The following is a 21,555-nucleotide window of genomic DNA, read 5'->3' as shown; positions in this document are numbered from 1 at the left end:
AGAATCGGTCACGTTGCTACCGAAATGAGCGGTCACGATCAACCGAAACGGCCGGTCACGGTGCTCCGAAATCCGCAGCTGGCCTGATCCGGCACTGTTCGAAGGGCAACAAAAAACCCGCACCAGGCGGGTTTCTTGTTACTGCGAACGTAGACTTAGTCAGCAAGGCGCCAGGTCGTACCGCCCTTGCCGTCTTCCAGGATCACGCCCATGGCGGTGATCTGGTCACGAATGCGGTCGGACTCGGCCCAGTCCTTGTTGGCGCGGGCTGCCAGACGGGCCTGGATCAGCGCCTCGACTTCTGCCGCATCAACCCGACCTTCGGCACCGGCCTGCAGGAAGTCATCGGCTTCCAGTTGCAGCACACCCAGCACGCTGGCCAGTTCTTTCAGACGTGCTGCCAGACCCGCCGCCGCGTCGATATCGCTCTCACGCAGGCGGTTGATCTCACGCACCATCTCGAACAGCACAGCGCAGGCTTCCGGAGTACCAAAGTCGTCGTTCATCACCTGGGTGAAACGTTCGACAAAGGCTTCGCCACCGGCCGGCGCCACTTTCGGCAGCCCCTTGAGCGCATGGTAGAAGCGCTCCAGCGCACCCTTGGCGTCCTTGAGGTTGTCTTCCGAGTAGTTGATGGCGCTGCGGTAGTGGCTGGCCACCAGCAGGTAACGCACCACTTCCGGATGGTATTTGTCGAGCACGTCGCGAATGGTGAAGAAGTTGTTCAAGGACTTGGACATCTTCTCGCCATTGATACGGATCATGCCGCAGTGCATCCAGGCGTTGGCGTAGGGCTTGCCGGTCGCCGCCTCGCTCTGGGCGATCTCGTTCTCGTGGTGCGGGAACTCCAGGTCGCTGCCACCGCCATGAATGTCGAAGGTCTCGCCCAGGCAGCAGGTGGACATCACCGAGCACTCGATGTGCCAGCCCGGACGACCGTCGCCCCAAGGCGATGGCCAGCTTGGCTCACCCGGCTTGGTGCCTTTCCACAAGACGAAGTCCAGTGGATCCTGCTTCGACTCGTCCACTTCGATCCGCGCGCCGATGCGCAGGTCTTCGATCTTCTTGCGCGACAGCTTGCCGTAGCCCATGAACTTGCCGACGCGATAGTACACGTCGCCATTGCCCGGGGCGTAGGCGTAGCCCTTGTCGATCAGGGTCTGGATCATCTTCAACATGCCCGGAATATGATCCGTGGCACGCGGTTCCATGTCCGGCTTGAGGATGTTGAGGCGTGCTTCATCCTCGTGCATCGCCGTGATCATGCGTTCGGTCAGGACATTGAACGGCTCGCCGTTCTCCTTGGCCCGATTGATGATCTTGTCTTCGATGTCGGTGATGTTGCGCACATACGTCAGGTCATACCCGCTGAAACGCAGCCAGCGAGTAATCAGGTCGAAGGCCACCATGCTGCGGCCGTGCCCGAGGTGGCAGTAGTCGTACACGGTCATGCCGCACACGTACATGCGCACCTTGTTGCCATCCAGCGGCTTGAAGACTTCTTTGCTCTTGGTGAGCGTGTTGTAGATCGTTAGCACGTTAGTTCCTTGACTGAATCACTGACCCCAGGAGTCGCGCAGGGTCACGGTACGGTTGAATACCGGAGCACCGGGTTTCGAGTCCTTGATATCCGCGCAGAAGTAGCCTTCGCGCTCGAACTGGAAACGGTCTTCCGGCTGTGCGTTGCCCAACGAGGGTTCGGCACGACAACCAGTGAGCACTTGCAGGGAGTCAGGGTTGATGTTGTCCAGGAAACTCGCGCTGTCTTCGGCCTTCTCCGGATTCGGAGAGCGGAACAGACGATCGTACAGACGCACCTCGCACTCGACGCTGGCGGCGGCCGGCACCCAGTGGATCACGCCCTTGACCTTGCGGCCTTCAGGGTTCTTGCCCAGGGTGTCGGGGTCGTAGGAGCAACGCAGCTCGACGATATTGCCCTCGGCGTCCTTGATCGCTTCGTCGGCACGGATCACGTAGCTGCCGCGCAGACGCACTTCACCGTTGGGCTCCAGGCGCTTGTAGCCCTTGGGCGGCTCTTCCATGAAGTCGTCACGGTCGATGTAGATTTCACGGGCGAACGGCAGCTGGCGCACGCCCAGTTCTTCTTTCTGCGGATGGCGCGGCAGTTCGAGGTTCTCGACCTGACCTTCCGGATAGTTGGTGATCACCACCTTCAACGGACGCAACACGCACATGGCACGCGGGGCGTTCTGGTCCAGATCCTGGCGGATGCTGAATTCCAGCATGCCGTAGTCGACCACGCCGTCGGAGCGGTTGGTGCCAACCATCTCGCAGAAATTGCGGATCGACGCCGGCGTGTAGCCACGACGACGGAAGCCCGACAGGGTCGACATGCGCGGATCGTCCCAGCCATTGACGTGCTGCTCGTCCACCAGTTGCTTGAGCTTGCGCTTGCTGGTGATGGTGTAGTTCAGGTTCAGGCGGCTGAATTCGTACTGACGCGGGTGCGCCGGTACCGGCAGGTGCTCGAGGAACCACTCATACAGCGGACGATGGCTTTCGAACTCCAGGGTGCAGATCGAATGGGTGATGCCTTCAATGGCATCCGACTGACCGTGGGTGAAGTCATAGTTGGGGTAGATGCACCACTTGTCACCGGTCTGGTGGTGATGGGCGTGGCGGATGCGATACATGATCGGATCGCGCAGGTTCATGTTCGGCGAGGCCATGTCGATCTTGGCCCGCAGCACCCGTGCGCCGTCCGGGAACTCGCCAGCACGCATGCGGGCGAACCAGTCCAGGTTCTCTTCCACCGAACGCTCGCGGAACGGGCTGTTCTTGCCCGGCTCGGTGAGGCTGCCACGGTATTCCCTGGCCTGTTCAGGGGTCAGGTCGCAGACATAGGCTTTGCCGGCCTTGATCAGCTCCACGGCCCAGTCGTGCAACTGGTCGAAATACTGCGAGGCATAACGCACTTCGCCGGACCACTCAAAACCCAGCCACTTGACGTCGCTTTCAATGGCGTCGATGTATTCCTGGTCTTCCTTGGCCGGGTTGGTGTCGTCGAAACGCAGGTGCGTGACGCCACCAAACTCCTGGGCCAGGCCGAAGTTCACGCAGATCGACTTGGCGTGACCGATGTGCAGGTATCCGTTGGGCTCCGGAGGGAAGCGGGTCACGATCTGTGTGTGCTTACCCGAGTCCAGGTCCGCCTGGATGATCGGGCGCAGGAAGTTGACCGGCACGGCCGGTCCAGTCTTGGAATTCGAGGTAGGGTCGACAGTGGGCTTGCTCATAGGATCCTTGAACGTACAAGTGCGCGGCCGGACGCGGCCTGATAAATCAAAACGGCTATCATAGCCGATGCTGTCAAGCGCCTGACAGAGCGCAGCTTTAAAACTGCGGCGATTAATGCCCCGGCCGTGAAAAAACAGCCTCGAATTTCGCGGTTGTCACGCTAAACTGCGCTCCTTGGCTGCAGGACGGCCAAACCGGTGCGGAGCGCATGCATGCTCCGCCACTCTGGATTTTCTTGAAAACGCTTTTCCTTATAAAGAGTACCGACCATGACCCAAGTCAAACTGACCACCAACCACGGCGAGATCGTGCTGGAACTGAACGCCGAGAAAGCCCCGTTGACCGTGGCCAACTTCGTCGAATACGTGAAAGCCGGTCACTATGAAAACACCGTATTTCACCGCGTCATCGGTAACTTCATGATCCAGGGCGGCGGCTTCGAACCCGGCATGAAAGAAAAGAAAGACAAGCGTCCAAGCATCCAGAACGAAGCGGACAACGGCCTTTCCAACGACAAGTACACCGTCGCCATGGCCCGCACCATGGAGCCGCATTCGGCTTCCGCGCAGTTCTTCATCAACGTTGCCGACAACAGCTTCCTCAACCACAGCGGCAAGACCGTTCAAGGCTGGGGCTATGCAGTATTCGGTAAGGTGATCGCCGGCACCGAAGTGGTCGACAAGATCAAAGGCGTGGCCACCACCATGAAAGCCGGCCACCAGGACGTACCCGCAGAAGACGTGATCATCGAGAAAGCCGAGATCATTGAGTGATACTGCTGATTTCAGATTTGCATCTGGAAGAGGAACGCCCGGACATTACCCGGGCGTTTCTGGATTTACTCGGTGGACGCGCCCGCGCGGCCGAGGCGCTGTACATCCTCGGGGACTTCTTCGAGGTATGGATCGGCGACGATGCCATGACCCCCTACCAGCTTTCCATTTGCCAGGCACTGCGCGAGCTCAGCGATAGCGGCACGCGGGTTTTCCTGATGCATGGCAATCGCGACTTCATGCTTGGCCAGGCCTTCTGCAAGGCCGCCGGCGCCACCCTGCTCAAGGACCCCAGCGTCGTCGACTTCTACGGCGAGCCGGTGCTGCTGATGCACGGCGACAGCCTGTGCACCCGTGACGAGTCCTACATGCGCATGCGCCGCTACCTGCGCAACCCGCTGAGCTTGTGGATTCTGCGCCACCTGCCCCTGGGCACCCGGCGCAAGCTGGCGCGCAAACTGCGCAACGAAAGCCGGGCCCAGACCCGCATGAAAGCCAACGACATTGTCGACGTGACCCCGGACGAAGTGCCGCGGGTCATGCGCGAACATGGCGTGGGCACCCTGGTTCACGGCCATACCCACCGTCCGGCGATTCACAAGTTGCAGATTGGCGAGCAGGCCGCCAAGCGCATTGTGCTGGGGGATTGGGACCGACAGGGATGGGCATTGCAGGTGGACGAGCAAGGCTTCCAACTGGCTGCGTTCGATTTCGTAGCCACGCAGGCGGGATTGCCCGATTCGCCTTGAGCGGCATCTCTTTCGCTGGCAAGCCAGCTCCTACAACAAATGTCCCACCGTAGGAGCCGGCTGGCCGGCGAAGCGGCCAGCAAGCCTGACATCGCCCTTGCGGACGCCTTCGCTGGCAAGCCAGCTCCTACAACAAATGTCCCACCGTAGGAGCCGGCTTGCCGGCGAAGAGGCCAGCAAGCCTGGCATCGCCCTTGCCGACGCCTTCGCTGGCAAGCCAGCTCCTACGACAATGGGCATCAATGCCCCGCCGAGGCCGGGCCGGCCTTCGCGGCAAAGGGTGGCTTGGCCAGCCAGACCAGCAGAATCAGGCCCATGAAGCCCCAGCCCAGCAAGGTGAAATAGTCCACCGTCGAAAGCATGTACGCCTGGCTGGTCAGCACTTGATCCAGTTGCGCGTAAGCCTTGCTGCTCGCACCACCAAGATTATTCAGCGCATCCCGGGTCACCGGATCGAAGATGCTCATGCTCTCGCTCATGTAGGCATGGTGCTGATCCGCCCGACGAATCCAGATCCAGGTGGTCAGCGACGCCGCGAAGCTGCCCCCCAGGGTCCGCAGGAAGGTCGCCAGGCCAGCGCCGTCGGCGATCTGGTGCGGCGGTAGATCGGACATCAGGATGCTCAGGGTCGGCATGAAGAACAGCGCCACGCCAATGCCCATGAACAACTGCACCAGGGCGATGTGCTGGAAGTCCACCTCATTGGTGAAGCCGGCACGCATGAAGCAGCTCAGGCCAATGGCCAGGAACGCCAGCCCGGCCAGCAGCCGCAAGTCGAACTTGTGGGCGTACTTGCCGACAAAGGGCGACATCAACACTGGCAGAATACCGATCGGCGCCACCGCCAGACCGGCCCAGGTGGCGGTGTAGCCCATCTGGGTCTGCAACCATTGCGGCAGGATCAGGTTGATCCCGAAGAACCCGGCATAACCGCCCACCAGCACAATGGTGCCGATGCGGAAGTTGCGATGGGCGAACAGCCGCAGGTTGACCACCGGATGACGATCGGTCATTTCCCAGATCACGAACACTGCCAGGGCAATCACCGAGATCAGCGTGCCGACGATGATGAAGTTGGACTCGAACCAGTCCAGGTCGTTGCCCTTGTCGAGGACGATCTGCAACGCCCCCACCCCGACGATCAGGCTCAGCAAACCGATGTAGTCCATCGGCTGGCGACTGGTGACCACCGGCCGCGCCTTCAATTGCTGCTGCACCACCCAGGCGGCGAACAGACCAATCGGCACGTTGATGAAGAAGATCCACGGCCAGCTGTAGCTGTCGGTGATCCAGCCACCGAGTATCGGCCCGGCAATCGGCGCCACCACCGTGACCATCGCCAGCAGTGCCAGGGCCATGCCCCTCTTCGCCGGCGGGTAGACGGCAATCAGCAAGGTCTGGGTCATCGGGTACAGCGGGCCCGCCACCACCCCTTGCAGCACGCGAAAGCCGACGAGCTCGGGCATCGAGGTGGAAATGCCGCACAGGAACGAAGCCAGCACGAACAGCAGCGTGGCCCAGATAAACAGCTTCACCTCGCCGAAACGCCGGCTCAACCAGCCGGTCAGCGGCAAGGCGATGGCGTTGCTCACGGCGAACGAGGTAATCACCCAGGTGCCCTGCTCCGAACTCACCCCGAGGTTGCCGGAGATGGTTGGCAACGCCACGTTGGCGATGGTGGTGTCGAGCACCTGCATGAAGGTCGCCAGGGACAGGCCGATGGTGCTCAGCAGCAGGCTGGGCGGCTTGAAAGATGCGTTATTGCTCATCGCGAATCCTTTGGAACAGGGCAGGCACCCCGGCCGTCAGGCCGGCCGGGGTCGACGGATTGGCGAATCAGCGCTGGGCGGTCTTGCCGATGGCAGCGCTGTTGTCGTGGATCAGGCGGGCAATCAACGTATCGGCTTCACCCAACTGACGGTCGTAGACATTGGTACTGAAAGACGCCTTTTGCGGTGGCTGCTGGGCCAATACCGGGCCGCTCTGGTCCCGCAGGTTGACGTTCACCAGAGTCGACAGGCCAACCCGCAGCGGATGCTTGGCCAGCTCTTCGGCGTTCACGTGGATCCGCACCGGCACCCGCTGCACGATCTTGATCCAGTTGCCGGTGGCATTCTGTGCCGGCAGCAAGGCGAAGGCGCTGCCTGTGCCGGCACCGAGGCTATCGATGGTGCCGCTGTACTTCACATCGCTGCCGTAGATGTCCGCCTCGATCTCCACCGCCTGACCGATGCGCATGTCCCGCAGCTGGGTTTCCTTGAAGTTGGCGTCGATCCACAGCTGGTCGAGGGGAATCACCGCCATCAGCGCCGTGCCCGGCTGGACCCGCTGCCCCAACTGCACGGTGCGCTTGGCCACATAGCCGGTGACCGGCGCAATCAGGGTGCTGCGGGCATTGTTCAGGTAGGCCTGGCGCAGTTGCGCCGCCGCGGCCTGCACATCCGGATGATTGGACACCACGGTGTCATCCACCAGCGCGTTGGTGGTGTTGAGTTGCTGCTGGGCATTGGCCAGGGCGTTTTGCGCCGAGGTCAGGTCATCGCGAGCGTGGGACAGTTCTTCCTGGGAAATCGCTCCGCTGGCCGCCAGGTTCTTGCGCCGACTGAAGTTCTCCTGAGCCTTCTGCACCTCGGCTTTCTGCGCCGCCACCTGGGCCCGCATGCCATCGACATTGCTGTACAAGCCGCGTACCTGGCGCACGGTGCGCGCCAGATTGGCCTCGGCACTCTGCAGGCCGACCTGGGCATCGTTGGGGTCGAAGTTGATCAACACCTGGCCTTCATGCACCAGATCGCCGTCGTCGGCACCAATGCTGACCACGGTACCGGTGACCAGCGGGGTGATCTCCACCACGTTGCCGTTCACGTAGGCATCGTCGGTGCTTTCATTCCAGCGCCCATAGAGCTCATGCCAGGCGAACGCGCCCAGGCCGCCCAGGATGACCAGGGCCGTAAGCCCCAGCAGCATGACTTTGCGCTTGCGCGATTGAGCGGTGTCCGGGGTGTTTTCGGTTGTTTGACTGTCGGCAGTGGCCATGACGAATACCTCGAATTATTTAGTCTGCGGGGCTGGGATCGGGTTGGCCGAAGCCAGGTTCTGGGCGCCGAAGCCGCCCCCCAACGCCTGCATCAGTTGGATCGACAGATCAATCTGCTGGGCATTCAGCGTGGCCAGCTGACGCTGGGCCTGGAGCAACTGCTGCTCGATGCTCAGCACATCCAGGTAGTTGCCGATACCGGAACCGAAGCGCTGAACCACGGTGTTGTAGGAGTCCCGGGCAATGTCCGTGGCATGTTGCTGGGCGGCGATCTGCCGCCCGATATCGCGCAGCTGCGAGATGCTGTCGCTGACGTCCCCCAGAGCGGTCACCAGGGTCTTGTTGTACTGCGCCACCGCCAGGTCGTAGTCGGCGTCCCGGGCATCCAGGTCCGCGCGCAGGCGCCCGCCATCGAAAATCGGCAGCGATACGGTCGGCGCAATGCTGAAGAAGCGGCTGGCGGAGCCGAACATGGCATCCCCCAGCAACGACTCGGCACCGGCGCTGGCCCTCAGGTTGAGGTTGGGATAGAAGCGGGTCTTGCTGGCATCGATGTTCTTGCTCGCCGCTTCCACCCGCCAGCGCGCCGCTACCAGATCGGGCCGGCGTCCCAACAGTTCGGCGGGCAGGGTCGAAGGCAGGGCCACGGCACTGGCCTGCAGGACCTTAGGCCGGGCGATGTCGTCGGCCCGCCCGGGGCCTTTGCCCAACAGCACCGCCAGGGTGATCCTGGCGCTCTGCAGCTGCTTCTCGGCGTCGATCAGGCTGGCCTGGGCACTGGCTTCCAGGCTTTCGGTCTGCTGGTACTGGTACTGGCTGTCGATCCCGGAATCCAGGCGACGCCGACTCAGATCGAGCATCTGCCGGGTTCGCTTGAGGTCTTCGTCGGCCAGGTCATGGACGATATAGGCCCGCCCCAGGTCGCTGTAGGCCCTGGCCACATCGGCGGCCAGGGTCAGGCTGGCGGCCTGGCGGTCGATCTCGGCGGCGCGGGCCTGGCCCAGCGCGGCTTCCCAGGCTGCACGCTGGCCGCCCCAGAGATCGAAGTTGTAATTGAAGGCGGCGCTGATGTTGCGCACCGTGGAATAGGCACCGCCCTGCCCCAACGGGTCCTGGTCACGGGCCAGACGCGAACGGCTGACGCCGGCGCTGGCATCCAGGGTCGGCATCCGCTCGGCATCGGCGGCATAGGCCGCGGCGCTGGCCTGATGGGCCCGGGCGCTGGCGATCTGCATGTCCGGGCTGTCCCGCAGAGCTTCCAGGATCAGGCCATTGAGCTGGCTGTCGCCCAGGCTTTTCCACCAGTCGCTTTGCGGCCAGGCCGCCGGCGACAGCTTCACGCCATTGAGCGACTGACCGGTTGCCAGGCTCTGCGCCTCAAGGTTGGCGCCGGAAGTCGCCAGGCCACTGTAATTGGCACAACCGGCCAGGCTCATGGCCAACAGCACCAGGCTGACACGTGTACGCAAGGTTTTACTGCTCATTTTTCACCTAAGCGCAGGACAGTGATCGGGTCACCGGCTGCCAGCAAGATTTTCTTGAGGATCTGTTCCAGGGTGCGCAACTCATCGGGGGTGATGGCGCCGGCCAACTGGTTCATTGCATTGGCGCCGATGTAGGGCAGCCGATCGGCGAGCTTCTGCCCCTCCTCGGTCAGCACCAGGCGCACTTGGCGCCGGTCGCCTTCCGAGCGTTTGCGGGCAAGGAAATCCTTCTGTTGCAGACGATCGAGCATGCGGGTCATCGAACCGCTGTCCAGGGACAGGTGACGACACAACTCGGCCGGGGTATCGACCCCGAACTGGGCCATGATGATCAGCACCTTGAACTGCGCCGCCGTGATGCCGTGGGGTTCCATGTGCGTGTCGATGATCCGGTCCTTGAGCAAGGCGGCACGCCCCAGCAAGAGGCCGAGATGGCAATTGTGAAAGTCGTCGGGTTCGAAATGCTTCATCTGACCACCAATTAGCTGCCTAGGCAGAGAGTGTGTGTCGAGATATTACTGCCTAGGCAGAGAATGTCAACGCAGTAGTTAGCTTGCTCTTTATTTACTTGATAAACGGCGCGGCACGCCGCCTTGAGAGCGGCGCAGGTCCGGAGCGAGGAAGGACGCGAGGTGAACAGGAGGCGTTGCGCCTCCCGGCGGCAGGAGTTAGAAGTCGCGCTTGTAGAAGATGTCCAGGGAGCTGGCAAAACCGCTGGCCGCTTCCAGGTAGACCTTCTTGCTCAGCTTGTAGCGCAGGGCAATGGTGCTGGCCGGCTCGAACACCCCGACGCCATAGCGCAGGCTGAGCTTCTCGGAAATATTGCCGCTGGCCACCACGCTGGTGCTGTTGCCGCTGCCTTGGGTATCGAGCTGGAAGTCCTGGATCCCCAGGTTCTTGGCAATGCCGCCGGTGAGTTCGGAGCTGCCCATCAGCCCGAGCCCCAAGGCGGCCTGGGCCAGCATGTTGTTGTCCTCGCCGGTGGAGCTCAGCGGCCGCCCCAGCACCAGATAGGACAACGCCTGCTCCTGGCTCATGGCCGGTTCGGAGAAGATCTGCGTTACAGGCTGCTCGGCACTGCCGCTCAGGCGGATGCCGGCGATCACGTTGTCGGTCTGGCGCACCGCTTCGATATCCAGGTACGGCTGGTCGATGGGACCGGCGAACAGCAACCGCGCGCGACGTACCGTCAGGCGCTGGCCGTAGGCTCGGTAGCGGCCGTCGTTGAGCCACAGCTCGCCACGGGTGTCCATGTTGTCGCCGATATGCACGTGGCCCTGCAGGTTGGCGGTCAGGCCGAAGCCGGCAAAACCGAGTTTGTCCCGCCCCACCTCAACATCGATGTTCATCGCCATGGCCATGGGCTTTTGCCCCTCATCGGTCTGCTGACCGACGATCACCGTGTCCTCGGATACCTTGACCGTGGACGGCGGCAGTTCACGCACGGTGATCTGGCCCCTGGGAATCAACACCTTGCCATCGATCGCCAGCTTGTCGTCGCGCAGCGAGATCTTCAGATCCGGCTCCACTTCCAGCGCCGCATAGGGCTCGATCGTCACCGGCAACTGCGTGCCCTTGAGACTCAGGTCCACCACCAGCGCCCGACCCCAGGCCAGGTTGCCAGTGAGGCTGCCCTGCCCGGACTTGCCGCTTTTCCAGCCGCCGTCCAGGCGCACGCTCTCGCCCATGATCTGTGCGGTCAATTGCAGGTCTTCAAGGCTGGTGGGCAGCTCCGAGCCGGACACCTGCCCGTCACTGAGCTGCAGGTTGCCATTGACCTGAGGCGCCAACAGCCCGCCCGACAGGCGACCACTGCCATTCAGGTTGCCGCCAAGCTTCTCCACCATGGGCACGAAGGGCCGCGCCACCGACAGGTCCAGGCCACTGAGACGAAACTCCCCGGACAAAGGCTTGTTTTTCGCCAGCGGATTGATCTGCGCCTGCACCATCAACTGCCCCAACTTGCCGCCATCGAACTGCAACTGGGTATCGATGCGCCGCGGATTGAGGCGGGTATCGAGCTTCAGCGCCTGATAGGGGAAGTCCAGCCACTGATCCTGATCCTTGACCCGCAAGGTGCCACCGCTGGCGTCCAGGACCACCTGCCCCTTGGGGCCGCTGGCCGGCAGATCCAGCTGCACCTCGGCATTGAGCAGGCCTTTCCAGGCAAAATCCTTGGGCAGCCATTGGGCCAGACTGTCGATGGGGAAGCGCTTGAGGTGATAACGCAGCTTCGGATCGGGCATCAAGCGCTGGTCTTCGCCGCACAAGCTGGCATCGCCACTGACCCAGCAGTGAGCGCCGAAGTTGAGGGTGCCGCTGGCCAGCCGCTCCAGTTTGGCCGGACTCTGCAACTTCCAGTCCTGGCCGCCGGTCTGCACATCGCCATTGGCCAGGCGCCCGCGCCAGTTGCCCTGATCCAGGGTGCCGTCCAGGCCCAGGGCCAGTTTCAGCAATGGGCCTTGCAGGCCCAGTTGCAGTGCCTGTTTCTTGATATCGCCCTGGCCGGCCAGGGTCAGGGTGCCCAGCTGAGTGTCTCCCGCCTGAATTCCGCTGCCCTTGAGCTCCACCTGAGCTTTTTGTGCACCATCGAGCGTGGCATTCAGCTTGAGGTTTTGCAGGTGGTTCTCGGCAAAAGCCAATTGTTGCCCCGCAAGATCCACCTTGCCCTGTGGCGCCTTGAGTGTCCCGGCCAGATCCACCCGACCAGTGAGCTGCCCGCGCAACTGCGGCCAGAGCTGGCCCAGGCGCGGCAGCTTGATGTCCAGTTGCCCGGCGAGCTTGTGCTGCAGGCTGCCCGTTCCCTTGATGCTGTTGTCGCCGAGGCGGATGTCCAGCGCACTCAGCTGCCACTGTTCCCCCGCGCCGTCGGCCTTGGCCTGCAACAGCGCCGGTTGCCCGCGCAGGCGGCCCTTGAGGTCCAGATCGGCAGTGAGCTTGAGCTGTTCATTCTTCAGTTCACCCTGACTGCGCAACAGGCCGGCCAGGGTCCCGGGCAACTCCGCCAGCCAATACGCCGGATTGATCGCCGACAGGTCCAGGGCCGTGTCCCAGGCGATGCCATCGGCAAATTGCAGGTTCAGGTGACCTTCGGCCTTGCCTTGCCCCGCCACCAGTTTGAACTGCGGCAGGTAGATTTTCGTCAGGTCGCCACTGAACGGACTGCTCAGGCTGAAGGCGCCGGCCGGACCGTCCAGGTCGCCCTTGAAGTTGCCCAGGTAATGACCGTCGCGATAAGCCACCTCGGCGTCGAAGCTGCGGACCCGCACGGCCGGCTCATCGATCAGCGGATACAGGCGGTGCCAAGGGAAATCCAGCCAGGCGAGCTTGGCCTCGGCGGCAAAACCTTCGCTCCAGTCCAGTTGCCCGCTGAGCTTGAGGTGCTGCTGGTCGCTGGCATTCAGGTCCAGAGCGGCAATCTGTGCGCCCTTGGCGTCGACCTTGCCCTGCAGCACCAGGGCCACCGGCCCCTGCTCTGCAGGCAGATTGGCCTTGCCCGCCAGCTGGTAGCCGCTTTTCAGGTCACCCTTGCCGCTCAGTTCCAACTGATCCAGCTGCAGGGTGTCCGGCAGATCGGCGCTGGCCTTGAAACCATCGGCGGTGATCCGCACCTCTGCCGGCAGATTCTCCGCCAATGGCTGCAATTGGCCGCTCAATTGCCCTTGCAGGTAGCCGCTGCTGTCGGCATGCAGCTTCAGGGTCTTGAGCAGGTCGCCTTCCACCTTCAGCGCCAGGGACCAGGGGCCGCCACCGGGAGCCGGCAAAGCGAGGGTGCCCTGGGCGGTCAGCGGCCAATCGCCAGCGGGTTGCAACAGTCCGGAAAGGTTCAGGCTCAAGTCATCGCGCTGCAGCTGCAGCGAGTCGATCTGCAGGCCTTGCGCGGTCCAGTGCGCCGCCAGTTGCAAGCCCTTGAGCTGTTCGCTGCCGTTGAACAGCAGGCTGCCGATCTGCACCTGGCCCAGTTCGATGGCCAGTGGCAGTTTCAGCTCCGGCAGGCTGATGGGAGCTGAATCTGTTTCATCCTCGGCACCGGGCGGCAATTGCAGGCTGACCTGCTCGGCCTGCAATTGCTCGATGCACAGGGTGCGGCGCAGCAGGCAGGCGGGAGACCAGGCGAACTTCACCTGGCTGAGCTCGACTCGATTGTCGTCCTGTTGCCAGAGCAGGTGATCGGCACTCCATTGGCCGCCGAGGCGGCCATCGAAATGCACCAGGGTCAGCCCCGGCACCCGCGTCAAGGCCCAGCGACTCCCGGCCTGGGTCCCCAGCACAGCGGCCACGGCCAGGAGGATCAGGATCACCAGCGCAAGGACCGCCAGCAGCGTTATCTTCAAACCACGCTTCAAAGCTCTGGCCCCATGGAAAAGTGCAAACGAATACCACCGTCATCATTCAGCGCATGGGCCAGGTCGACCCGGATCGGCCCGACCGGCGAAACCCAGCGCAGGCCCATGCCTACCCCGGTCTTGAGGTTCGGCAGTTCCAGTTTATTGAAGGAGTTGCCCTGGTCGACGAAGGTCGCGATCCGCCACTTCTCGGCAATGGAGTATTGGTACTCGACACTGCCAGCCACCATGTAGCGGCCACCGATGCGATCGCCTTCGGCGTTTTTCGGCGACAGGGTCTGGTAGTCGTAACCGCGCACGCTCTGGTCGCCACCGGCAAAGAAGCGCAGAGACGGCGGAATCGACTTGTAGCCGTTGGTGGCGCTGCCCCCGAACTGCACCCGGCCGAGAAACCGGTGATTGTCCCAGGCCGTGGTCAGGCCCTTGAGCAGCACCGTGCCGTACAACAGATTGGTATCGGAACCCACGCCCTCCTTGGCCAGCTTGGTGTCGAACTGGATGCGATAACCGTTGTGCGGATCGATGCGGTTGTCACTGCGCAGGTAGGAATAAGTCAGACCGGGCATCAGCAGGTTACTCAGACCCGAGTCGTCCCCGAGGCGATATTCCTCACGCTGATACTTCAGCGACACCACCCGCTGCCAGCCGCTGGGCAACTTGCTGTGCCATTCGGGGCCCACCGTGAGCAGCTTGCTCAGGGTGTCGGTGCCGGCGAGTTCTTCGTTCTGGTAGCCACCGGCGAAGCGCAGCTTGTCGGTCAGCGGCGGATCCAGGGGAATGTCGTACCACAGGCCGACGTTCTGCCGGGGCGCCGAGACTTCCGCCTCCCAGCCGTAACTGTGGCCCTGGGGATTGACCCAGTGCCGGGTCCAGTTGGCCTTGACCCGGGGACCGACGTCGGTGGAGTACCCCAAACCCAGCCCCAGGGTCCGCGGCTTGCGAGTCTCCAGTTGAACCGCCACCGGAATCACTTGGTGTTCGGCGGCCGTGGGTGCGGCATCCACCCGCACGCCTTCGAAATAGCCGCTGGACTGCAGCGCTTGGTTGAGTTCGGCGATCAGCTCCGAGTCATAGGGGGCACCGCTCTTGAAGGGCACCATGCGCCGTAGCAGGTCTTCGTCGAACAGCGAATCCCCGGTGAAGCTGACCTTGCCCAGGGTGTAGCGCGGGCCGCTGTCATACACCAGTTCGATGTCGGCGATGCCGGCCTGTGGGTCCACCGAGAGTTGCTGGCGCGTAAAGCGTCCGCTAAAAAAACCGTAGCGCGAGGCCTGGTTCTGGATCAGGCGCTTGGCGTCTTCATAACGGCCATGATTGAGCACCGCGCCCGGCTTGAGCTGCTCGCTGTCGGGGGTGCGAAAAGACTTGAGGGACGCCGCCGGACCTTCGACGCGGATCGTGACATTGCGCAGGTGCACCGGCTCGCCGGGATCGATACGCAGCAGCAGGCGGGGTTTGTCGCCACCGCGCACTTCGCTCTGGATATGGGGCTGGTAGTAGCCCAGAGCCTGGGCGGCTTTCTTCGCCTGCTCCTCGGCCCCCCGACTGAACCGCAGCAGGGCTTGCTCATCACGATCACCGACATCACCAATGTATCCCTCCACATTGGCCTTCAGCTCGTCATTGGCGGGCTTTACCCTGACATCCATTTCGCTCTGCGCCAGCGCCGCACAGCTTGTGAACAACAGCAAAAAGCCGCTGGTAAATCTTCCTGAAAACTTCATAGGCGCGGATGCTATCACGAGCTTGGGAGGGCGATAGAGCGCTCTAACGCACGGAAAGTTCTATATCAGCCTGTTGCTCTTTGTAAGAGCTGGGGGTTGGGATGGAAGAATACATGCTCGCGAACCGGTCCCACGGCCACCTCTCCGACTTCGGCATACCCCTGACGCTTGTAGAACTCCAGATAACGGGGATTGCCGGTGTCCAACACAACTCCTTGGGAATGCTCGTCCACCGCGCACCAGTTGTGCACCGCCGCGAGCAACTGCTCGCCAAAATGCTGCCCCTGGAACTGCGGATGCACCCCCAGCAACGGCAATACGTGGACCGCGTCACTGGGCAGACAGGCCTGTACCGCCTGGTGGTACTCCAGGTAACGCCGGGTGCAGCGAAAGCCGGTGCCGAGCAGCATGCGCAGGCGCCAGGCCCAGCTTTCGGTGATCCCCAGGCGCCGTTGCGGCGGGGCAATCAAGGCAATGCCGATCAACCGGTCGTTGACCAGCAGGCCAATGGCCGGCAGCTCCTGAAGAAAATGCTGCTTGACCAACTCGCGCACCGTAGCCCGTACCCGTTGTTCGTAACCGCCGCGCTCGGACTCGAAAATGAACGCGAAAGTCGGTTCATGCCGGTAGGCCTGGTACAACAGCGACCTAGCTTCACGGGAATAACCGCTGTCGAGCATATGGATATCGGCAATGGTGTTGGAGGTATCAGGCATGACGGTCACTCTCCCTGGCCCCGGCTCAGGTGGCCGCGCTCTTGTTATTACGAGCCCTGCGCGGCGCTGATCGTTCCCCGCGCTCAAGGACATTAGCAGTGCATCCACGGCGCTGCCACGCTGGTCGACCCGGGCGTTGTCAGCTAGCATCGCTGTTTTGCCAGGACCGCCGACCATGAAGATCGTCTCGTTCAATATCAACGGGCTGCGCGCCCGCCCTCATCAGCTGGCGGCGCTGATCGACAAACACCAGCCGGACGTGATCGGCCTGCAGGAAACCAAGGTCGCCGACGAGCAGTTCCCCCTCGCCGACGTCCAGGCCCTGGGCTACCACGTGCACTACCACGGCCAGAAAGGCCATTACGGCGTCGCCCTGCTCTCGCGCCAGGCGCCGCTGGCCCTGCACAAAGGTTTCGAAGGCGATGACGAAGACGCCCAGCGACGCTTTATCTGGGGCACCTTCGCCGACGCCCATGGCACGCCGGTGACCATCATGAATGGCTACTTTCCCCAGGGCGAAAGCCGTGACCATCCGACCAAGTTCCCGGCCAAGCAGCGCTTCTACAGCGATCTGCAGCACCTGCTGGAAAGTCGCTTCAGCAATGACCAGCCCCTGGTGGTCATGGGCGACGTGAATATTTCCCCGGAAGACTGCGATATCGGCATCGGCGCCGACAACGCCAAGCGCTGGCTCAAGACCGGCAAATGCAGCTTCCTGCCGGAAGAACGCGAGTGGATGGCCCGCCTGAAGAACTGGGGCCTGGTGGACAGCTTCCGTCACCTCAACCCCGAGGTGAACGACCGCTTCAGCTGGTTCGACTACCGCAGCCGCGGCTTCGAGGACGAGCCCAAGCGTGGCCTGCGCATCGACTTGATCATGGCCTCCCAGGGCCTGTTGCCGCGTGTCAAGGATGCCGGTGTCGACTATGAACTGCGCGGCATGGAAAAGCCGTCGGATCATGCGCCGATCTGGCTCGAACTGAGCTGATCGACAGGCACAAAAAAGCCCATCGTCAGATGGGCTTTTCTTGCTACCGCTTACATTTGGACCACTTCAACCCGATCAGTGGTGCCGGCTGCTGCGATGGCGTCGATGGCGCTCTCGAGCGTGGGCTCCGAGTCATACAAATGGCTGACCAGGATCACTTCCTTGCCGGCCTTGAGCTTGAAATAAGGTTTGCCGCCCGATGAAATTTTCTTGACGTAACGCTCGGGAGAAGCGCAGTGTGCGCGGAACAGGCCGAGAGCCGCCTCGGCACTGTCCCGGCATGGGAATCGTTCGCTTTGAAGCATGGTCTGCGCCTCCTTTGTCTTCAGCAAGAATCTGCATGCACCACTGCCATACTGCTTCAGCTCGAACCAGGCACTCATTTGTAACTCCTTTGCTTACCACGAAATGGCAGCTCAACACTGCCGAGGCATCCGCGGGGACGACGCGTTGGCAGTCGCCCCAATCCCCGCCAGACAAAGTTGCCCACTCTACGCATCGCCCAGAGGCTGGTCTTTAGGACAAGTCTCAAAAAATCTAGAGAAAACAGCTAGTTACGATGTAGGACTTTCGCCATTTGTTGCCGAAAAGTGCCATCGGTCACATGCCTGTCACCTCCCTGACTTAATCTCGCCAGCACTTCCCCTCTTCCTATATAGAAGGCCAGTGCCGCCATGCCCCGCGCTTCCACCGCCAGTGAACGAGATATCTGGTGCCGGACCATCAGCCTGTTTCTGATCGGCTTCGTCTGCTACGCCCTGCCCTGGTCGGTGTTCGCCGCCCTGCCCATGGCGACCGACAATACCGCCGTGCTGCGCATCCAGGGCTCCAACACCATTGGCGCCAGGCTCGGTCCGGCGCTGGTCAAGGGCTTGCTGGAGCAACAGGGCCTGCGCGATATCCGCATCGAGGCCAGCGGCAAGGACAATGAGCAACAGGTTCTGGGACAGCCCCCCCAGGGCCGGACTGTCAAAGTGGAGATTGCCGCCCACGGCTCGAGCACCGGCTTCAGTGCGCTGCAGAACGCCCAAGCCGATGTGGCCGCGGCCTCCCGCCCCATCAAGGACAGCGAACTGGTGGACCTGGAAAGCCTGGGCGACCTGAAGAGCCCCGGCGCCGAACAGGTCATCGCCATTGATGGCCTAGCCATCATCCTGCATCCGCACAACCCGCTGAACCAACTGAGCACCGAGCAACTGGCCCGCCTGTTCAGCGGCGAGATCAAGACCTGGGAAGAGCTGGGGAGCACCGGCGGCGCAGTCCATCTGTATGCCCGGGATAATCAGTCCGGCACCTACGACACCTTCAGAGAGCTGGTCCTCAGTCGTCGTGGCAAGACGTTGAACCCGACGGCCAAGCGTTTCGAGTCCAGCGAACAACTGTCCGACGCCGTCAGTCACGACCCGCAAGGCATCGGTTTCATCGGCCTGCCCTACGTGCGCCAGGCCAAGGCGGTGGCGATTGTCGACGGCGAATCCCAGCCCATGCTGCCCCTCAACAGCCTGATCGCCACCGAGGACTACCCACTAACGCGGCGCCTGTATCTGTACCTGCCCCCCAACAAGCAGAATCCCTGGGCCGCAGCCTTGGTGAATTTTGCCCAGAGCGCCAAGGGCCAGGCCATCGTCGCCGCCAACGGCTTTGTCGCCCAGACCGTGCAAGCCATGCGGGTAACGCCCAGCCTGCAGATGCCCGAGGCCTACCAGCAACTAAGCCGGGACGCGCAACGCCTGAGCGTGAACTTTCGCTTCGAGGAAGGTAGCGCCAATCTGGACAACAAGGCGCGCCAGGACCTGAATCGGGTCCTGGACTACTTGCGCCAGCACGGCAAGCTGGAGCGCCAAGTGACCCTGGCCGGCTTCGGCGATGCCAAGAGCGACCCGGCACGCGCCGCCCTGCTGTCCAAGCTGCGAGCCATGGCAGTCCGCCGGGAACTGGTGAAAAGCGGCGTGGTATTGCGCGAGATCCGCGGTTTTGGCGCCGAGCTGCCGGTGGCGACCAATCAGGCCGACGAGGGCCGGATCAAGAACCGGCGGGTGGAAGTCTGGGTGTACTGAATACACCGCCGCCGACCGGCCGGGTGCTTGCCCGGACGGCCGGCGGCGATTTCATCAATGCCCGCTGCGCAGCAGCTCCCTGGGCACGTACTTGCCGATTTCGTACTTGCCGATGGCCGCGCGGTGCACTTCATCCGGGCCGTCCGCCAGGCGCAAGGTGCGCTGCATGGCGTACATGTAGGCCAGGGGGAAATCATTGGACACGCCCGCCCCGCCGTGAATCTGGATCGCCCGATCGATCACCCGCAGGGCCACGTTCGGTGCTACCACCTTGATCTGGGCAATCTCGCTCTTGGCTACCTTGTTACCGACGGTGTCCATCATGTACGCGGCTTTCAGGGTCAACAGCCGAGCCATGTCGATTTCCATTCGCGAGTCGGCGATCTTGTCGATGTTGCCCCCCAGGCGCGCCAGAGGCTTGCCGAACGCGGTGCGATTCACCGCGCGCTTGCACATCAGCTCCAGCGCACGCTCGGCCATGCCGATCGAACGCATGCAGTGATGGATGCGCCCTGGACCAAGACGGCCCTGGGCAATCTCGAAACCGCGGCCCTCGCCCAGCAGCACGTTCTCATAGGGCACCCGAACGTTGTCGAACAGCACCTCGGCGTGGCCGTGAGGCGCATCGTCGTAGCCGAACACCGGCAGCGGACGGACGATCTTCACCCCGGGGGTATCCACCGGCACCAGGATCATCGAGTGCTGCTGGTGACGTGGCGCATCGGGGTTGCTCAGGCCCATGAAGATCAGGATCTTGCAACGCGGATCACAGGCGCCGGAGGTCCACCACTTCTTGCCATTGATCAGCCACTGGTCGCCGTCGCGCACCGCGCGGGCGGCCATGTTGGTGGCGTCGGACGAGGCTACGTCCGGCTCGGTCATGGCGAATGCCGAGCGGATCTCGCCGCGCAGCAGCGGCTCCAGCCAGCGCCGCTTCTGCTCCTCATTGGCATAGCGCACCAGCACTTCCATGTTGCCGGTATCCGGCGCCGAGCAGTTGAACGGCTCGGGGCCCAGCAGCGAACGGCCCATGATCTCCGCCAGTGGTGCGTATTCGAGGTTGGTCAGGCCGGCACCCAGTTCCGACTCAGGCAGAAACAAATTCCACAGACCTTCAGCCTTGGCCTTGAGTTTGAGCTCTTCCATGATGGCGGTCGGCTGCCAGCGATCGCCTTCGGCAACCTGACGCTCGAAAACCGCTTCAGCCGGATAAACATAGGCATCCATGAACGCCGTGACGCGCTCACGCAGCTCCTGAACCTTGGGGGAATAGGCGAATTCCATGGGCAGTTCTACCTTTTTGAAGAACGGGTGTTGGGGGACTGAAATCGATGCTAGATCAGCTACGAAAATTTACCTAGCCTATTCTCGGCGTGTATTAACATTCATCACCGATATATGATCGACTGATCCGCAAGGCTTCCGAGCCTCCCTCACAGGCCCTAACAATAAGAGTGCAGCGCCATGAATCTGAGCAAGGTCGACCTCAACCTCTTCATCGTTTTCGACGCGATCTACACCGAAGCCAACCTGACCCGCGCCGGGCAGATCGTCGGCATCACCCAGCCGGCAGTGTCCAACGCCCTGGCGCGTCTGCGCGAGACCTTCAACGATCCGCTGTTCGTCAGGACCGCCCAGGGCATGGTGCCCACTCCCATGGCACAGAACATCATCGGTCCGGTGCGCAATGCCTTGTCGCTACTGCGGGTTTCAGTCCAGGAAAGTCGGATTTTCAACCCACTGCAAGCGGTCAAGACCTACCGCATCAGCATGACCGACCTGACCGAGGCAGTGATCCTGCCGCCGCTGTTCCAGCGCCTGCGCCGCCTGGCACCGGCGGTGATCATCGAGAGCTTCCTGTCCAAGCGCCGGGAAACCACCAAGGAACTGGCGGCCGGGCGCCTGGACTTTGCCGTGGATGCCCCCCTCAACACCGACCCGCAAGTGCGCCATGTCAAGCTCATGGAAGACCGTTACGTGTGCGCCATGCGCAAGGGCCACCCCCTGGCGGGCAAGGAAAAATTCACCCTGGACGATTACCTGTCGCTGACCCACATCCATATCTCCAGCCGTCGCAGCGGCCTGGGCCATGTCGACCTGGCCCTGGGCAAGATGGGCATCCAGCGCAAGATCGCCCTGCGCTCCCAGCACTACCTGATGGCCTCCCAAGTGCTGCAACAGACCGACATGGTCATGACCGTGCCGGAGCGCTTTGCCCGGCGCCACGACCTGCAGGCCTTCAATCTGCCGGTCAATGACGTACCGCCCGTGGAAACCCACTTGTATTGGCACGAAAGCACCGACCAGGACCCGGCCAACCGCTGGATGCGCGAGCAGATAATCGAGTTGTGCCAACAGGTGAGCGCCTACGAAAAGAAGCTCGACCAGCAGACCGCCTGACCCCTCGCCGGCAAGCCCTCACA

Annotated in this window: 16 protein-coding genes; 5 read left to right on the top strand and 11 right to left on the bottom strand. The window is 62.5% G+C overall.

Annotated features, from left to right (window positions below; all coding sequences use genetic code 11):
* Positions 1–155: 155 nt before the first annotated feature.
* Both cysS and BLV47_RS10440 read right to left on the bottom strand, forming a co-directional pair.
* Positions 156–1,538 (bottom strand): cysteine--tRNA ligase, encoded by a 1,383-nt coding sequence (cysS, locus tag BLV47_RS10445; protein ID WP_092313045.1) that lies wholly within the window; start codon positions 1,536–1,538, stop codon positions 156–158.
* An 18-nt stretch (positions 1,539–1,556) separates the two neighbouring features.
* Positions 1,557–3,257, bottom strand: a complete 1,701-nt coding sequence (locus BLV47_RS10440; RefSeq protein WP_092313042.1) for a glutamine--tRNA ligase/YqeY domain fusion protein — start codon at positions 3,255–3,257, stop codon at positions 1,557–1,559.
* Between the two features lie 270 nt (positions 3,258–3,527).
* On the opposite strand from BLV47_RS10440, the gene BLV47_RS10435 reads away from it, so the two are divergent.
* The gene (locus tag BLV47_RS10435) at positions 3,528–4,031 is read left to right on the top strand and encodes a peptidylprolyl isomerase (RefSeq protein WP_060840144.1); all 504 of its coding nucleotides are present in this window, start codon (positions 3,528–3,530) and stop codon (positions 4,029–4,031) included.
* On the top strand, positions 4,028–4,780 hold the full coding sequence (gene lpxH, locus BLV47_RS10430) for a UDP-2,3-diacylglucosamine diphosphatase (protein WP_092313038.1): 753 nt from the start codon (positions 4,028–4,030) through the stop codon (positions 4,778–4,780). Before BLV47_RS10435 ends, lpxH begins: the two co-directional genes overlap by 4 nt.
* A gap of 239 nt (positions 4,781–5,019) precedes the next feature.
* Here the strand turns inward: lpxH and BLV47_RS10425 are convergent, their stop codons facing one another.
* The 7 genes from BLV47_RS10425 to BLV47_RS10395 form a co-directional block, all read right to left on the bottom strand.
* Positions 5,020–6,549, bottom strand: coding sequence for a DHA2 family efflux MFS transporter permease subunit (locus tag BLV47_RS10425; protein WP_047305323.1), 1,530 nt, complete (start codon positions 6,547–6,549; stop codon positions 5,020–5,022).
* 67 nt (positions 6,550–6,616) lie between these two features.
* Positions 6,617–7,816 carry an HlyD/EmrA/EmrK family protein gene (locus BLV47_RS10420; RefSeq protein WP_092313035.1) on the bottom strand — a complete coding sequence of 400 codons (1,200 nt, stop codon included), beginning with the start codon at positions 7,814–7,816 and terminating at the stop codon, positions 6,617–6,619.
* A 15-nt stretch (positions 7,817–7,831) separates the two neighbouring features.
* Positions 7,832–9,301, bottom strand: a complete 1,470-nt coding sequence (locus tag BLV47_RS10415; protein WP_092313032.1) for an efflux transporter outer membrane subunit — start codon at positions 9,299–9,301, stop codon at positions 7,832–7,834.
* Positions 9,298–9,771: a MarR family winged helix-turn-helix transcriptional regulator gene (locus BLV47_RS10410; RefSeq protein WP_016965731.1), complete on the bottom strand. Its 474-nt coding sequence runs from the start codon at positions 9,769–9,771 to the stop codon at positions 9,298–9,300. Before BLV47_RS10410 ends, BLV47_RS10415 begins: the two co-directional genes overlap by 4 nt.
* Before the next feature lie 198 nt (positions 9,772–9,969).
* The gene (locus BLV47_RS10405) at positions 9,970–13,647 is read right to left on the bottom strand and encodes a translocation/assembly module TamB domain-containing protein (RefSeq protein ID WP_092313029.1); all 3,678 of its coding nucleotides are present in this window, start codon (positions 13,645–13,647) and stop codon (positions 9,970–9,972) included.
* Entirely contained in the window at positions 13,644–15,371 is a 1,728-nt protein-coding gene (locus BLV47_RS10400; RefSeq protein ID WP_092313026.1) for an autotransporter assembly complex protein TamA, read from the bottom strand. Before BLV47_RS10400 ends, BLV47_RS10405 begins: the two co-directional genes overlap by 4 nt.
* 65 nt (positions 15,372–15,436) lie before the next feature.
* Positions 15,437–16,087 (bottom strand): GNAT family N-acetyltransferase, encoded by a 651-nt coding sequence (locus BLV47_RS10395; protein ID WP_092313023.1) that lies wholly within the window; start codon positions 16,085–16,087, stop codon positions 15,437–15,439.
* Positions 16,088–16,262: 175 nt separating this feature from the next.
* Between BLV47_RS10395 and xthA the strand changes: the two genes are divergently transcribed.
* Entirely contained in the window at positions 16,263–17,075 is an 813-nt protein-coding gene (gene xthA / locus BLV47_RS10390) for an exodeoxyribonuclease III (RefSeq protein ID WP_092313020.1), read from the top strand.
* A gap of 50 nt (positions 17,076–17,125) precedes the next feature.
* On the opposite strand, the gene BLV47_RS10385 is transcribed toward xthA, so the two are convergent.
* Entirely contained in the window at positions 17,126–17,458 is a 333-nt protein-coding gene (locus BLV47_RS10385; protein WP_092313017.1) for a DUF1508 domain-containing protein, read from the bottom strand.
* 291 nt (positions 17,459–17,749) lie between these two features.
* Between BLV47_RS10385 and BLV47_RS10380 the strand changes: the two genes are divergently transcribed.
* A complete protein-coding gene (locus BLV47_RS10380) occupies positions 17,750–19,132 on the top strand; it encodes a substrate-binding domain-containing protein (protein WP_092313014.1) in 1,383 nt (460 codons plus the stop codon).
* Between the two features lie 54 nt (positions 19,133–19,186).
* Here the strand turns inward: BLV47_RS10380 and BLV47_RS10375 are convergent, their stop codons facing one another.
* Entirely contained in the window at positions 19,187–20,416 is a 1,230-nt protein-coding gene (locus BLV47_RS10375) for an acyl-CoA dehydrogenase (RefSeq protein ID WP_092313011.1), read from the bottom strand.
* A gap of 180 nt (positions 20,417–20,596) precedes the next feature.
* Here BLV47_RS10375 and BLV47_RS10370 point away from each other — a divergent pair, with 180 nt between their 5' ends.
* Positions 20,597–21,532 (top strand): LysR family transcriptional regulator, encoded by a 936-nt coding sequence (locus BLV47_RS10370; RefSeq protein WP_092313008.1) that lies wholly within the window; start codon positions 20,597–20,599, stop codon positions 21,530–21,532.
* Positions 21,533–21,555: the final 23 nt, after the last annotated feature.

This window comes from Pseudomonas saponiphila (assembly GCF_900105185.1).
Classification (GTDB): domain Bacteria; phylum Pseudomonadota; class Gammaproteobacteria; order Pseudomonadales; family Pseudomonadaceae; genus Aquipseudomonas; species Aquipseudomonas saponiphila.
The sequence above is the reverse complement of the archived record's forward strand: the minus strand, read 5'-3'. Positions and strand labels throughout refer to the sequence as shown.